This is a genomic window from Ruegeria sp. CDSC051, assembly GCF_059610665.1.
On sequence record NZ_JBXWOC010000004.1, the window covers coordinates 317134 to 332174 of the forward strand.

The following is a 15041-nucleotide window of genomic DNA, read 5'->3' on the forward strand; positions in this document are numbered from 1 at the left end:
TGTCTTAAACGGTCCGCGACGCCGGGGTTGGAAATCCGCTGACTCGCCGTTATTCATCTGGGTTTGAACGATTACGTACCCATCCTTATGCTACAAGCAATCAAAACGCGGCGTCACTCACAATGATCTCTAACGGTACACTCGAACTGTCAGCCGACCCGGCGGGAATTGCTCAGGCTGCGGATCTTTTGAGGCAGGGACAGCTGGTCGCTTTCCCGACTGAAACGGTCTATGGGCTGGGTGGGGATGCCCGCAACGGAGAGGCTGTCGCCAGCATCTATGCCGCCAAGGGCCGACCCAGTTTCAACCCTCTGATTGCGCATGTCGCATCGGTAGAGTCCGCGCGCAAGTTTGTTGAATGGTCAGATCAGGCCGAGGCGTTGGCACAGGCGTTCTGGCCCGGCCCGCTGACTCTGGTTCTGCCGCTGCGGGAAGGGCACGGTGTATCGTCGCTTGTCACTGCCGGGCTGGATACATTGGCGGTTCGGGTGCCTGCGCATCCTTCTGCCCGGGCTATTCTCGAGATGTTCGACGGGCCGGTCGCTGCGCCCTCGGCCAACCCTTCGGGACAGATCAGCCCGACAACAGCCGCGCATGTCCGCGCCGGTCTGGACGGGCGCATCGCTGCCATTCTGGATGATGGTCCCTGTGGTGTCGGGCTGGAATCCACCATTGTCGGCCTCGCTGGAGAACCTGCACTGCTACGCCCCGGCGGGGTGGCTTTGGACCAGATCGAAGCAGCTCTCGGCTCGGCATTGCATCTACACCAATCCGGCGACACGCTAACAGCACCCGGACAGATGCTGTCGCATTACGCGCCGGACGAGGCGGTCCGGTTGCACGCGCAGACTACATATGGTGACGAGATTCTCTTGGGATTTGGGCCGGTCGAATGCGACCTGAACCTGTCCGCTGATGGCAACCTGACCGAGGCGGCGGCCAATCTGTTTGCGGCTTTGCACAAGCTCAACAGCACCGGACGCCCGATTGCCGTGTCCCCTATTCCGGACCACGGATTGGGTGCCGCTATCAACGACCGGTTGCGCCGGGCCGCAGCGCCACGTGACAGTTGATCAGGCGCGCCCTGCGCTGGCCGACAAAGTCAGAGGATCGACACCCAGCGTTGCCAGCGCCGCCTCCCATTTCTGATCATCGGGGACATCGAACACCAGCTTCGAATCCGCCTCGGTTGTGAGCCATCCGTTCATCGCGATCTCATCCTCAAGCTGCCCGGGTCCCCAGCCTGAATACCCTAGCGTCAGCATAGAATTCAGCGGCCCTTGCCCCGAGGCCAGGTCTTCAAGCACGTCCAACGTTGCAGTCATGCTGAAATCGTCCGAAATCTGCAGGGAATGGAGGTTCGCGTCATAATCGGCGCTGTGCAGGACGAATCCGCGCGACATCTCGACCGGGCCGCCGAAATGCACCAGACGCTCACCCACGATCGGGATACGGCAAGCGATATTCAACTGACCCAGCAGCGTCTTTATGCGTAAATCCGAAGGTTTGTTGATGATCAGACCCATCGCGCCATCGTCGCCATGGCTGCAAATATAGACAACCGAATGATCGAAACGCGGATCGCCCATCCCAGGCATCGCAATCAACAGTTTACCGGTCAGATCCATAAGACGACATCTCTTGCTGAGCTCCCATCAACAATGCCCCCGCAGTCCCGGTATTGGCAAGGGACGAGCGGCGATTTCGCTAGATTTCATTCGAGTGACCCGAACGTGACTTGGAATTCGCCTCGAGACCACGCATTTATAGGGTATGAACATTCACAAGACATTTCTGGCAGCCGCCTTTGCCGTGACCGTTGGCGCGATTGGACCGGCATCTGCACAAGTGGTCGGCTCGGTGGCCGAATTGGATATCCTGGACGGCGGGCGCACAGCAAATGGAGCCTATCTTGGGGCGCTGCGGGTGACCCTGCAGGACGGCTGGAAGACCTATTGGCGGGCGCCGGGCGATGCAGGTATTCCGCCACAGTTCGACTGGAATAGATCAACCAATGTCGGCAGCGTGTCGATCACATGGCCCGCGCCGGATGTCTTTGATCAGAATGGCCTGCAGTCGATTGGATACCAAAATCAAATGGTCCTCCCTGTCGAAATTTTGCCGAAGAACCCGGCCAAACCCGTGCGGCTGAAAGGCACGGTGGATCTGGGGGTCTGCAAAGACGTCTGCATCCCGGAACGTTTGGGCTTCGATCATACCCTGAACGCCGAAGCAGAGCGCAACCCGACGATCGCGGCGGCACTGGCCAAGCGTCCCTATTCCGCCAAAGAAGCCCGGGTCGCCAACGCGCGGTGCCACCTGACCCCGACGTCTGACGGAATGCAGATCGAGGCGCGCGTCACCATGCCTTCCGCCGGTGGCCTCGAGGTTGCCGTGATCGAGCCCGGCAACCCCGAGCTGTGGGCCTCGCAAACCGACGCCAAACGGCAGGGCGGTACTCTGGTCGCCACATCCGAGGTGATCAACGCCTCGGGCGGTCCGTTTGCGCTGGATCGCTCAAAGATCCGGATCACTGTTCTGGGTGCCAATCACGCGGTGGACATTCTGGGGTGCAGCGCTGGCTGACCCCATGATGCAAACTCCGAAAATCGGTGCGCTTGCGGTCGTCATTCATGACGGGCACGTCCTTCTGGTTCAGCGTAGCAAGCAACCGGATAAGGGGCTATGGGGCTTTCCCGGCGGCCATGTGGAATGGGGCGAAACCGTCCTGCAGGCAGCACAGCGGGAACTGCGCGAAGAAACCTCGGTGATTGCCGAGCCGTTGCGGTATCTGGACAATCTGGACCTGTTGCGCCGCGACGCTCATGGCGCGGTTCTGTCTCATTACCTGTTGGTTGGCGTGGCCTGCCAGTATCAGACCGGGCAACCGGTTGCGGGGGATGACGCAATGGATGCACGCTGGTTCCCACTGGACTTGATCCGACAAGGCGCACTGCCCATGAGTGACCGGGTCACAAACCTGTTGGAAACCGCACTACGTCAGGGCTAGGCGGTGCGTCCTTTGAGACGGGCGTACAACAGGCCCGACAAAACAATGCTCACCACCAGAATCACCGTGGCGCCGGCAGTAAAAGCTCCAAACCCCATCCGCAGGATTGAGGGGCCCTCTGGCCCGGCATAAAGCCCCGAAACAAGGCCCGGTGGAGACCCGGTCACCGCAGGCCAGATCATCGTCAACGCAAACCAGAGCATCAAGGCAAACCCGGTGACAACAAGCGCCCCCTGCACCACACGATCCGGCGCCCGAATTGCGCGACGCATGGCCGTCATTGGCCGCGACAGATCGTTCAGGATCCCCAGCAGGGCAGGAACGAGTAGCAATACCAGCACCATCCCAAACGCCAACCCATAGACCAGCGTGATCACAGTCGGTTTGAGGAACTGTGCCTGCTGCGATCCTTCGTACAACAGTGGGGTCAGGCCCAGAACCGTGGTCAGCGTCGTCAGCATTACTGGCCGCAATCTGTCCGATGTCCCCTCGACGATGGAGGGCATCAGCCCACGAGTCTGCTGATACTCGTCAATCGTCGTCACCAGAACAATCGAGTCGTTGATGATGATTCCGGTCATCCCAAGCAGGCCAACGACCGTGAACATGCTGAGCGGAACCTCCCAGATATAATGACCCCAAATGGTTCCGACCAAACCAAACGGAATGATCGCCATCACCACCAATGGTCGGGTCCAACTGGCAAAGACCCAGGCCAGCACCAGATAGATGCCCGTCAGGCACAGGATCAGACCGGTACGGGCTTCGGACAGAAACTCTTCTTCCTGCTCGCTCAGACCTGCCATGGTCCACTCGACCTGACGTGTGGCTGCGATATTGGGCAGAATTTCCTCGCTCATCGCACGGGCGATCTCGGCCGCGCGTGTTGGATCATCCTCGGAGATATCGCCATAGACCGAAATCACCCGCAGCCCGTTTTCACGCCGCACGGTCGAGAATCCGGATTTACGCTGAACCGAAACGATATCGGCCAACGGGACATAGACTCCATCGGGCGTGCGCATCAGTGTGCGTTCCAGGAAATCGGCGGTCAGTTCTCCTTCAGGCAATTCAACCCGGATCTCGGCACTGCGCGGGCCATCAGGAAAGGTCGCGGCCTCGATCCCGTTCAGACGGTCCCGCAGCACCCGGCCCAATGTTTCGATCCGAAAGCCCAGCGCCTGTCCCTGCGCGGTCAGATCCAAAATGTATTCTTCCTTGTCATAGGCCAGATTGTCTTCCAGCGCTGAAACCTCAGGGTATTTCGAAAGCGCGACCTGCAAGTCCTCGGAAGCCGTTTTAAGCGTGTTCACATCGGCGCCGTAGAGCTGCACGTCAATCGCATCTCCTCCCGGACCAGACCGCCAGCCCCTGAAGCTGAGCAGCTCAAGTTTGGGATGGCTTGGCGCCATTTCCTGCAACTCTCCGACAAACTCGAAGCTCGAATAGGGGCGCAGGTCGGCATCTATCAACTCGATCGAAATCCCGCCCAGCAAATCCGTGTCCTTGCCATCCGCTGCCGAAAGTGCACGGCCCGCGGATCCCCCGATCTCGGCCAGCACGTAATCAATGGGGTTGCGCCCGTGCCGCTCTTCATAGCGTTGGCCAAGCGCCTCTACCGAGGTCTGTAGTTGGTGCATCATGGCCAACGTATCCGCGCGGCCTGCGCCCTCGGCCATGATAAAATTGCCTGTAACCGATCCACGCTCGGGCGCATTGAAGAACCGCCAGTTCACGTCCCCGCGGATGAACAGGGAAATCTGGCTGGCCAGAATGACGATCATCGCCGACACCACCACATAGCGTGCCCAGATTACCCAGGCGATCAGCGGTCGGAACAGCGTATCGCGCACCCAGCGAAACCCCTTGTTCACCACACGGTTCGGCAGGTCATACCAATGTTCCTTGGCAGAGTGCGCAATCGCGTGGGCCATATGGTTGGGCAGGATCAGAAAGCATTCGATCAGCGAAGCGATCAATACCGCTATCACCGTGAAGGGGATATCGCGGATTAACTCTCCGAAACGTCCACCAATCGCAGTCAGGCCAAAAAAGGCAATAACCGTGGTCAGCGTCGCAGCAAAGACCGGCATCGCCATGCGACGTGCGGCGCGTTCGGCGGCCACCATTGGTGGCTCACCCAGCCGTCGCGCGCGAAAATCGGCATGTTCACCCACAACGATGGCGTCATCCACGACAATACCCAGAGTGATAATCAAGCCGAACAACGACACCATGTTGATCGACAGGCCACCAATATACATGAACGCAATCGCCGCCGACATTGCCACCGGAATACCCGCGGCAACCCAAAAGGCAATCCGCGCATTCAGAAACAGAAACAGAAGGCAGACCACAAGACCCAGCCCAACCAGCCCGTTATCGACCAGAATATCCAGCCGGTCGGTGATCGCTTGCGCCCGTGTCCGGATCAGCTCGGCCTTTACGCCCTCGGGCAGGCTGGCTTGCATCTGCGAGACGACATCTTCGACCGTGTGTTGAATTTCAATCGCGTCCCCCAGATTTGACCGGTCCACACGGACGGACATTGCCGGGTTCTTGCCAACAAAATAGCTGCGGTTTCGGGTAACCCCCTCGATCCGGATCTGCGCCACATCACCGATCAACAGCTTTGAGCCATCGGTGAAATTGCGCAGCGTAATCCCTTCGATCTCTTCCGGGCTGCGCTTTTCGGTGCCCGTGCGAATGCGCGCATTGGCCCCTGTCACATCCCCTGCCGGATTGGCGTTGACCTCGGCAGCGATGGCTAAGGCGATCTCGGATAGGGTGATGTCGTTGGCGATCAGCTGTGCTGTGGGCACCTCGACTACAACGCGCGGCGCGGCGAGGCCCCGGATCGTGGTGCGGGTCACGCCAACAGCGAACAAACGGTTGATCAGCTCATCGGTGAACTTGGCCAGCTGTTCAGGATCGACAGGGCCAGTGACGACAACATCCGTGACGCGATCGCGCCAGGCGCCGCGTCGGATGGTCGGCTCATCAGCGTCGTCTGGCAGGTTGGTGACACTGTCGACCGCTGTTCTGACCTCTTCGACCGCGCGAGACATATCCCAGTTCGGCTCGAACTCCATCCGGATCTGGGCTGTGCCCTCGCGCGAAGTCGAAGAGGTGCTGGACACGCCTTCAACGGCCAGAAGGGCCGGCTCCAACAACTGAACGATGCCATTATCGACATCTTCAGGGCCAGCTCCATCCCAGCTAACGCTGACATCCACCCGTTCAAGGATCACATCGGGAAAGAACTGCGCCCGCATATTCGGGATGGCCGCCGCGCCCAGCACCAGCATAACTAGCAGCAGCAGGTTGGCGACCGTCCTGTGGCGCGTGAAATAGCTGAGTATCCCCCCAGCCGCGCCGGGAATTTCGCGCATCATCGCGCCTAACCTCCGGCTCGGTTTTCGATGCTGCGCACCAACGACGCGGGAACCTTGGCTTCGCCCAGTTGGCCCAGCACGCGGGCTTTGACATCTTGAGGCAATGCATCACTGGCTTCGACCTGCGCCACCAGCTGGGCACGCTGTTCCTCGGACAGCTCGACCATATCCGTCTGGCCCCCTGCGTTGGCCTCATCCCGCAGCGGCCTGACCCGGACACCGGCCCCAAGCAGAGGCGTTCGACCAATGACAACCTCGCGACTTTCCAACCCCCGCCCGCGCAGCAGCACCTCATCACCCTGACGGCGGATCAACTGCACTGGTAGAACCTCAAGCCGGTCATCCTTGCCCAGAATCAGAACCGTCCCTGCTGAATCCAGAACCGAAGACGGCAGGCGCACCACGTTCTCAAGCGGCTGTTCCTGAACCGAGACTGTCACGAAATCACCGGGCTTGAATCCCGAAGTATCCTCGAGCAAGGCATAAAGCAGGCGACCGGTTTGCCCTTCTCCGGCCGAGCCGCTATCGCGGCTTATGCGGCCCTGCGCCGCAAGATCTGCTCCTGTAACCTCTAGCGATACAGTGACCGGGGAATTGATCAGATCCCCTTCAGCATCCAGCAGGCGCACGAATTGCGCGGTCGAGACGCGAAAGGCCACCTCAAGTGCTTTAGGATCAACCAATTCGGCCAGTTTTTCGTTGGCCGAGACCAGGCGACCCTCGACCAAAGTTACGTCGGTCAATGTGCCCCCGAACCGGGCATGGATGGTCATGTCTTCCAAATCACGTTCGGCGGCGGCCAGTGCGATACGGGCGCGGGCCAGCAAAGTCGTTGCCTGATCGACGCGCGATTCCGCCTGTGCCAGCGCGATCCTCCGGGCCAAAACAGATTGCTGTGCCGATGCCTCGGCCAGTTCCGCCTCTTCCACGGATGCCGCCGCGCCCACTCCCCGGCTTTTCAAGTCTTTTTGACGCTGCAGGGCACGGCCCCGCAATTCGGCCTGCGCCTCGGCCGAGTTCAGCTCATCCTGCGCCAACAGCAGCGACCGTTCGGCATCGCGTTCCTCAAACTGAGCATCCAGCAGGTCCGACTTGGCGCGATCCAGCGCCGATTGTGCATCCGCCGGATCAAGCTCGACCAGAACCTCTCCTGCAGTGACGGCACCGCCATCTTCGAAATCTTCGGACAAGGTAATCACACGGCCACCAAGCGCTGCACGCAGTTCCAGGCGGCGGCGGCTTTGTACCTCGCCAAATGCTTCAAGATAAGGCGTTACGGTTTCCACTTCGGCATTCCGGACAGTAACCGCAAAAATGCGCTCCCGCGCCTGCGGAGCGGCATCCTCGCGCGTCAGAACATCCTGCACTGCACCCGCGATCATCTGAACCGCCACAAACAAGAGTGCCAACGTCAAGGACGTCAGGAAAACTCCGGCAAGGCTCTGCCTCAGAAAGCGCATTTACTATCACCCCGTTCGCATCAGGCTAGCATTTCAGAAGGTAGCTTTGCCCCGAAAAATACCAAGCCACAAAGCGGTAATACACATTTGAACGTGTAACCAGCTTACTTCCGTCGCAGATGTTCGTCCAATCTGGGCATAATTTCCACGAAATTGCAGGGCCGGTGACGATAATCGAACTGTTTTAGCAATATTCCATCCCAGGCATCCTTGCAGGCACCGGGGCTGCCGGGCAATGCAAACAGATAGGTGCCCCCGGCGACGCCACCTGTGGCGCGCGACTGGACGGCAGAGGTGCCGATCTTTTGCATCGACAGGATTGTAAAAACCGTGCCGAATGCGTCGATTTCCTTCTCGTAGACATCCCGATGCGCCTCGACTGTAACGTCGCGCCCTGTCAGGCCGGTACCCCCGGTCGAGATGACGGCATCTATTTCAGGATCTGCGATCCACACGCGCAGCTGTTCTGCAATCTGGGCGCGCTCATCCGGAAGGATCTTGCGGTCCGCGACCAAATGGCCCGCCGCCTGAATCCGATCCACCAAAGTCTGTCCCGATCTGTCCTCGGGCAGCGTCCGCGTATCCGAGACAGTGAGGACGGCGATCCGAACTGGAATGAATTCTTTGCTTTCGTCGATGCGTGACATATGACGTCAGGCCCTTTCCATAATCGCAAGCCGAATGGCGAGCGCCGTAAAAATCCCTCCGGTCACCCAGCCCATGAAACGCGACGCACGCGGGTTCGAGACCAAGACTCGGCCCGTGCCACCGGCAAACATGCCGACCATCCCGTTCACCACAAAGCCGCCCAGCGCGATGATAAGGCCAAGGGTCAGGAACTGCGGCAAGATTGGCCCCAAGGTCGGGTCCACAAATTGCGGGATGAAGGCCAGCACGAACAGGATGACCTTTGGATTGGTGAGATTGACCAGCAGCCCATCACGAAACGCAAGTTTCCCGCTATGTGCCGGTGCCTCGGCCGGCACGGCACCGTTTTGGATCGAACGCCAGGCCAGATACAGCAGATAGGCCACCCCCAACCAACGGATCACATCAAACAGCCAGGGCAGCGTGGATACCGCCGCGCCAAACCCAAGCCCAGCCAGCAGGACATGCACCATCGACCCTGCAGAAATACCGGCGCTGGCCGCAAGCGCGGGCCGTGCGCCTTTGCGCAGGCCCTGCCCAAAGCAGAACATCATATCAGCTCCGGGTGTGAGGTTCAGAGCGAGCGCAGCCGGGATAAACGCCAGAAGGGTTACAGTTTCGATCATCAATGCAGCTCAAACCAATTTGGTCTGGGCCCCAGATTGGCCACCTGGGTGCGCCCGATTGCCCCGCGATACCCCCAGCTGTCATGGATATGGCCATGCAGAGAAAGCTGCGGCTGCACCCGCTCGATCGCGTCGCGCACCGCGACCGAACCGACAGCGCCGCCCATCGACGTGACATCGCCATGCCCTTTGGGCGGAGAATGCGTAATCAGAATATCGGCAGCGTCGCACCGATCCAGCAACTCGGCGGCCTCGGCCTCGGTCAGATCGCAGGACCAACCGCCAAAAAGCGTCACCGGCACACCATATCCCAGACCAAACAGGCGCACCCCGTCCACAGTCATCCCGGTACCGTGCAGCACGTGGACACCTTCGGGCACAGCCGCTGTCAGCTCTTGGATGCTTTCGGCATTGCCGGGGGTTAGAACCAGAGGGGCCGAAATGCCCGCAAGCATCTCCATTGCCTGATCCAGCCCTTGCCGCATATTGCAGAAATCACCAGCACCGATCACCAGATCCGCCTCGGCGCTGGCGGCAACCAATTCGACCGCCCGGCTGCGCGCCATATGCAGGTCGGAAAAGGCCAGGATGCGCATCACTTGCCCTCCAGCCGGGCCTTCAACTCCAACAGATCTGCCCAGGCCTGCCGTTTCATTGGCGGTTGCCGCAGCAAGTAAGCAGGGTGAAACATCGGGATGACCGGCAGCCCCCAAGCCTGATCCCACTGGCCGCGCAACCGAGTTATACCGCGTTTGCCCAGCACCGCCTGACAGCTGATATTGCCCATCACGACCAGAACCTCGGGCTTGGCCAATGCGACGTGGCGCTCCAGAAACGGCTTCATCATGCCGATCTCTTCGGGCTTGGGATCCCGGTTCTGCGGGGGCCGCCAGGGCAGAACATTGGTGATATAGACGTTTTCGGCACGGTTCAGCTCAATCGCGGACAACATCCTGTCCAGCAACTGCCCGGCCCGGCCAACAAAGGGCTTGCCCTCGCGATCTTCATCCCGGCCCGGAGCCTCGCCTATAATCATCACCCGAGCACCCGGCGTCCCGTCGGCAAACACCAACTGGCGCGCACCACGTTTCAAATCGCAATGATCAAACGCATCCATCGCAGCGCGCAACTGGTCCAGCGATCCAGCAGTCTTGGCGACTGAATCGGCAATCGCCAACGCATCGACCGGCTTGGGCTTTTCCGGCGCCGTTTGTACCGCTGTGGGCTTTTTGGATTTGGGCGCAGTGTCGGGCAACGCATAGCGGTCCACCGGGGCATCCCCGATCGCATCCGTCGCGCCGAGTTCAATCTGCCAATCCAGCAGAGCCCGCGCTGTGTGAAAGTCCAAAGCCGATTCCATAGACCTCAATCTAACCTCCTTTTGACCGAGGGAAAGCGAATTGGCCTTGATTGCGCGCTCGGTCGCACCGACCATTGGGGCAATCATGCTGATCCTGTTTCGAATCCTCTCAATTTGGGCGCTGCTGGCCTTGGCCAGTGGGCCGGTTTCGGCGCAGCTGTTTGACCGTAACGACCAGTGCCGCGCGGGGCAGTTCGCCTGTGGCAGTCGGTGCTGTTCCGGTGGGCAAAGATGCAGTTTCGACAATCATTGCATCCCGCTGGGCGGCACCTATTGCGGCGGCGGCCGCAGCTGCGGGCCGTTCGAGCGCTGCGTGGCAGGCGGGTTGCGCTGCGCACCCAAAGGGGCCAACGCATGCACCACGCGTCTGGACTGCCCCGGCGACAGCTTTTGCAACGCGCGCGGGGAATGCCAGCGAAACACCCCCGAATTCGACCCGGATTCAGCCACCAGCGGCAGCCCCATCACCTGTGACGACGGCTTGACCTGTGCGGCCGGATCATCCTGCCTGCCAGGCGGAGGATGCGCGCAGCCCGGTTGGTTCTTGTGCGAGAAAACCGGATCACAATGCCGCCCCGGATTCAAATGTTCGAACCATCAAGGATGTGTGCCGGTTAAGGCGATCGACTGCGGCTATGGCAAATGGTGCAAACCCGGCGAACAGTGCTTGCCCGAGGGGGGGTGCGAGAAACTGCCCTAACGCCTTGATCCCAAGGTTGCCTTGCGCGGCGCGGCTTTCTATAAGCGGGCCGATTGTCAGACAGGAGTCCGCCCATGCGTTTCGCCCATCGTCACCTTCTTGGCATCGAGCACCTGTCCCAATCCGATATTACCGCCATTCTTGATCTGGCCGAGACCTATGTCGAGATGAACCGGCAACCGAACAAGCACTCAGATGTGCTGGCGGGGCTGACGCAAATCAACATGTTCTTTGAGAACTCGACCCGTACTCAGGCCAGTTTCGAACTGGCAGGCAAGCGGCTGGGTGCGGATGTGATGAATATGGCAATGCAGGCCAGCTCGATCAAAAAGGGTGAGACGCTGATCGACACGGCGATGACGCTGAACGCAATGCATCCCGACCTTCTGGTGGTGCGGCACCCGCATTCCGGCGCGGTTGATCTGTTGGCGCAGAAGGTGAATTGCGCCGTACTGAACGCAGGCGACGGGCGGCATGAGCACCCGACACAGGCGCTGCTGGATGCGTTGACCATTCGCCGCGCCAAGGGTCGCCTGCACCGGTTGAACATCGCGATCTGCGGCGACGTCGCCCATTCCCGCGTGGCGCGGTCGAACCTGATCCTGCTGGGCAAGATGGAAAACCGCATTCGCCTGATCGGCCCGCCAACGCTGGTCCCCAGCCAATTTGCCGAGTTTGGAGCCGAGATCTATGACGATATGAACGAAGGCCTTCAAGACGTCGATGTCGTGATGATGCTGCGCCTTCAGAAAGAGCGGATGGATGGCGGGTTCATCCCCTCGGAACGTGAATACTATCATCGCTACGGGCTGGATGCCGCCAAACTGGCGCAGGCCAAACCCGATGCCATTGTAATGCATCCCGGCCCAATGAACCGCGGGGTCGAGATTGACGGAACGCTAGCCGATGATATCAACCACTCGGTCATTCAGGAGCAGGTTGAGATGGGTGTCGCCGTCCGCATGGCTGCGATGGAACTGCTGGCCCGCAATCTGCGCGAGGCCGCATGAGCGATCTGGCCGTCGCATCCCATGAACACGGCGTTATCCGCCTGTTCGCACTCGACATGCGCCCGGAAGAGGCCAAGTTTCTGCGCGAACCCGGAGCCGTCGATCAGATTCTAGGGGTAGCGGGGCTGGATCCCGAACAGGTTGACGTCTTTCCGGTCTCGGACCTCGAAGACCTTGGCCTCTATGGCTATCTGACCGAGGGCTGCGACGTGTCCGCAGATCAGCTGGACCACACAGCGCTGGATGCGATTGACGGCTGGGTTCTGGTGGTCCGCAGCGCCGCATTTCGCGGTCGTACAGCCGCTTTGCGCCCCGACCGCAGGCTGCGCCTGATCGGCCTCTACACCGAAGAAGCAACAAGCTGGGCAGGTGGCCGGATTGAGACGGAAAGCGCGAAACCGTATTCGGCGTCGCAATCCGCACCGCAAAATGACAAACCGCGCCGCATGGGCTCTGCGGTTCTGGCGCTGCTGATCCTTCTGGTTATCGGAGGTGCCCTATGGCTGATCCTGTGACTTTCCCGCCCGACAAAGGGGCCTATATCCGCACCAACACGTGGATGGCAGCCGCGGCTATGGCAGGGGCCATGATCATCCTTTGGCTGATCGGTAATCCCTATGTGTGGACCGGCGCGCCAGCGGGCCTTGCTGCAATCGGCATTCGTGCGTGGTATCTGGCCTCAGAAGAGCTGACGGCCGCATGGGAAATGACAGACACTACTCTGACCGGCCCTGGCCCGCGCAAAGTGGCGCTGAACCAGATCGAGGCTGTCAAAACCATGGATAGCTTTGTTCAAATCGTCACAAAAGGCGGGGACAAGCACCTGATCAAGTATCAGGCAGATCCCGCCGCTACCAAAACCGCTATTGAAAGGGCCATGGCATGAGCAATCTGATCTTCACCAACGCCCGCCTGATCGACCCCGAAACTGGCGCGGACGCACAGGGATGGGTGCATGTGGCTGATGGCCGTATCGTGGCCAAGGGCGAAGGTGCGGCCCCGTCGATTGACGCGCAGGTCATCGAATGCGGCGGGCATTGCCTGGCACCGGGCATCGTCGATCTCGGCGTCAAGGTTTGCGAGCCGGGCGAGCGGCACAAGGAAAGCTATAAATCCGCAGGCCTGGCGGCGGCGGCAGGCGGTGTGACCACGATCGTGACGCGCCCCGATACCTTACCCGCCGTGGACACGCCGGAAACGCTGGAATTTGCGACCCGGCGCGCACAGGCGGATGCCCCAGTCAACGTGCTGCCCATGGCGGCCCTGACCAAAGGGCGCGAAGGGCGCGAGATGACCGAGATCGGATTTCTGCTGGATGCCGGTGCCGTCGCCTTTACCGACTGTGATCATGTCATTGCAGATACCAAAGTGTTCACCCGCGCGCTGACCTATGCGAAATCCTGCGGTGCGCTGGTGATCGCCCACCCTCAGGAACCGGGGCTGAGCGCTGGCGCCGCCGCCACCAACGGCAAATTCGCCGCCTTGCGCGGATTGCCCGCCGTTTCCCCAATGGCCGAGCGTATGGGGCTGGACCGCGACATTGCGTTGCTGGAAATGACCGGTGCGACCTATCACGCCGATCAGATTACCACCGCCCGCGCCCTGCCCGCGCTGGAACGGGCCAAGCGGAACGGGCTGGACATCACTGCTGGCACCTCGATCCACCATCTGACGCTGAATGAGCTGGACGTGGCCGACTATCGCACCTTCTTCAAGGTCAAACCTCCGCTGCGGTCGGAAGATGACCGGCAGGCTGTCATCGAAGCGGTGCGGGCAGGTCTGATCGACACGATCAGTTCCATGCACACGCCACAGGACGAAGAAAGCAAACGCCTCCCGTTTGAAGAGGCGGCCTCGGGCGCGGTGGCGCTGGAGACTTTGCTGCCTGCGGCTTTGCGCCTGTACCATTCTGATCAACTGGACTTGCCGACTCTGTTCCGCGCGATGGCTCTGAACCCAGCTAAACGACTGGGTCTGGACAGCGGTCGCTTGTCTGAGGGCGCGCCGGCCGACCTGGTTCTGTTCGACCCGGATGTGCCCTTTGTGCTGGACCGGTTCACGCTTAGATCCAAATCGCAGAATACGCCATTTGACGGCCAGAGGATGCAAGGTAAGGTCACCGCAACCTTTGTGGCAGGCCAAGAAGTATACCGGAGACCCTGATGCCCCTGATCGACAGTACGATGACCCAGCTGATCCTCTGGGCCGCGATTGGATACCTGATGGGGTCGATCCCCTTTGGCATGATCATCGCCAAGGTGATGGGACTGGGAAATCTGCGCGATATCGGGTCGGGCAATATTGGGGCGACCAATGTACTTCGCACCGGTAACAAGGCCGCCGCCGCGCTGACTCTGATCTTTGACGCCGGGAAAGGGGCCGCTGCCGTCTTGCTCGCCCGTGCCATGGCCGGGGAAGACGCCGTACAGGTCGCCGCATTGGCCGCGTTTCTGGGCCACTGTTTTCCAGTTTGGTTGGGCTTCAAAGGTGGCAAGGGTGTCGCGACCTTTCTGGGCCTCTGGCTAGCGCTTGACTGGGGCGTGGGCATTGCCTGCTGCATAACCTGGCTGGTGGCCGCTGCCATCTGGCGGATTTCGTCGCTTGGGGCCCTTGCAGCAGCGTCCCTGTCTACAACCTGGGTCATGGTTTTGAGTGACGGGTCGACGTTTATTCTGGGAATCGTCCTGACATTGCTTGTGTACTGGCGCCATGCCGCCAATATCTCGCGCATCAAAGCTGGCACCGAACCCAGGATCGGGTCCAAGACCTGATATCCGCCTGAGTTAATTGGTTCTTGATCGAATCAATTCTATCTGTAATTTCTGTCATTAC

16 protein-coding genes are annotated in these 15041 nt (G+C 60.3%); 9 read left to right on the top strand and 7 right to left on the bottom strand.

Annotated features, from left to right (window positions below; genetic code table 11):
• Positions 1–122 precede the first annotated feature (122 nt).
• Positions 123–1073: an L-threonylcarbamoyladenylate synthase gene (locus tag AC2FH0_RS12175; protein WP_496691827.1), complete on the top strand. Its 951-nt coding sequence runs from the start codon at positions 123–125 to the stop codon at positions 1071–1073.
• Here AC2FH0_RS12175 and AC2FH0_RS12180 read toward each other — a convergent pair whose 3' ends face one another.
• Positions 1074–1628, bottom strand: coding sequence for a YqgE/AlgH family protein (locus tag AC2FH0_RS12180; protein WP_142635367.1), 555 nt, complete (start codon positions 1626–1628; stop codon positions 1074–1076).
• 145 nt (positions 1629–1773) lie between these two features.
• On the opposite strand from AC2FH0_RS12180, the gene AC2FH0_RS12185 reads away from it, so the two are divergent.
• On the top strand, positions 1774–2586 hold the full coding sequence (locus AC2FH0_RS12185) for a protein-disulfide reductase DsbD domain-containing protein (protein WP_496789427.1): 813 nt from the start codon (positions 1774–1776) through the stop codon (positions 2584–2586).
• 7 nt (positions 2587–2593) lie between these two features.
• Positions 2594–3010 (top strand): NUDIX hydrolase, encoded by a 417-nt coding sequence (locus tag AC2FH0_RS12190; RefSeq protein ID WP_496696497.1) that lies wholly within the window; start codon positions 2594–2596, stop codon positions 3008–3010.
• Here AC2FH0_RS12190 and AC2FH0_RS12195 read toward each other — a convergent pair.
• From AC2FH0_RS12195 to AC2FH0_RS12220, 6 genes are all read right to left on the bottom strand, one after another.
• Entirely contained in the window at positions 3007–6405 is a 3399-nt protein-coding gene (locus AC2FH0_RS12195; RefSeq protein ID WP_496709225.1) for an efflux RND transporter permease subunit, read from the bottom strand. The genes AC2FH0_RS12190 and AC2FH0_RS12195 overlap by 4 nt on opposite strands.
• A gap of 5 nt (positions 6406–6410) precedes the next feature.
• The gene (locus AC2FH0_RS12200) at positions 6411–7865 is read right to left on the bottom strand and encodes an efflux RND transporter periplasmic adaptor subunit (RefSeq protein WP_496789428.1); all 1455 of its coding nucleotides are present in this window, start codon (positions 7863–7865) and stop codon (positions 6411–6413) included.
• Positions 7866–7969: 104 nt separating this feature from the next.
• Entirely contained in the window at positions 7970–8512 is a 543-nt protein-coding gene (gene moaB, locus AC2FH0_RS12205; protein ID WP_496696503.1) for a molybdenum cofactor biosynthesis protein B, read from the bottom strand.
• Positions 8513–8518: 6 nt separating this feature from the next.
• Positions 8519–9139: a LysE family translocator gene (locus AC2FH0_RS12210; protein ID WP_496789429.1), complete on the bottom strand. Its 621-nt coding sequence runs from the start codon at positions 9137–9139 to the stop codon at positions 8519–8521.
• Positions 9139–9735, bottom strand: coding sequence for a metallophosphoesterase family protein (locus AC2FH0_RS12215; RefSeq protein WP_496789431.1), 597 nt, complete (start codon positions 9733–9735; stop codon positions 9139–9141). The genes AC2FH0_RS12210 and AC2FH0_RS12215 overlap by 1 nt, the downstream gene beginning before the upstream one ends.
• Positions 9735–10499 carry a uracil-DNA glycosylase gene (locus AC2FH0_RS12220; protein ID WP_496789467.1) on the bottom strand — a complete coding sequence of 255 codons (765 nt, stop codon included), beginning with the start codon at positions 10497–10499 and terminating at the stop codon, positions 9735–9737. Before AC2FH0_RS12220 ends, AC2FH0_RS12215 begins: the two co-directional genes overlap by 1 nt.
• 40 nt (positions 10500–10539) lie before the next feature.
• On the opposite strand from AC2FH0_RS12220, the gene AC2FH0_RS12225 reads away from it, so the two are divergent.
• The 6 genes from AC2FH0_RS12225 (at position 10540) to plsY (ending at position 14980) form a co-directional block, all read left to right on the top strand.
• Entirely contained in the window at positions 10540–11199 is a 660-nt protein-coding gene (locus AC2FH0_RS12225) for a scavenger receptor class F, member 2 (RefSeq protein WP_496693551.1), read from the top strand.
• Positions 11200–11273: 74 nt separating this feature from the next.
• Positions 11274–12209 carry an aspartate carbamoyltransferase catalytic subunit gene (locus AC2FH0_RS12230; protein ID WP_496789432.1) on the top strand — a complete coding sequence of 312 codons (936 nt, stop codon included), beginning with the start codon at positions 11274–11276 and terminating at the stop codon, positions 12207–12209.
• Positions 12206–12724: a hypothetical protein gene (locus tag AC2FH0_RS12235; RefSeq protein WP_496789434.1), complete on the top strand. Its 519-nt coding sequence runs from the start codon at positions 12206–12208 to the stop codon at positions 12722–12724. The genes AC2FH0_RS12230 and AC2FH0_RS12235 overlap by 4 nt, the downstream gene beginning before the upstream one ends.
• A complete protein-coding gene (locus AC2FH0_RS12240) occupies positions 12709–13095 on the top strand; it encodes a hypothetical protein (protein ID WP_496789435.1) in 387 nt (128 codons plus the stop codon). The genes AC2FH0_RS12235 and AC2FH0_RS12240 overlap by 16 nt, the downstream gene beginning before the upstream one ends.
• Entirely contained in the window at positions 13092–14372 is a 1281-nt protein-coding gene (gene pyrC / locus AC2FH0_RS12245; RefSeq protein WP_496789437.1) for a dihydroorotase, read from the top strand. Before AC2FH0_RS12240 ends, pyrC begins: the two co-directional genes overlap by 4 nt.
• Positions 14372–14980, top strand: a complete 609-nt coding sequence (gene plsY, locus AC2FH0_RS12250; RefSeq protein WP_142635346.1) for a glycerol-3-phosphate 1-O-acyltransferase PlsY — start codon at positions 14372–14374, stop codon at positions 14978–14980. Before pyrC ends, plsY begins: the two co-directional genes overlap by 1 nt.
• The last annotated feature ends 61 nt before the right edge of the window (positions 14981–15041 follow it).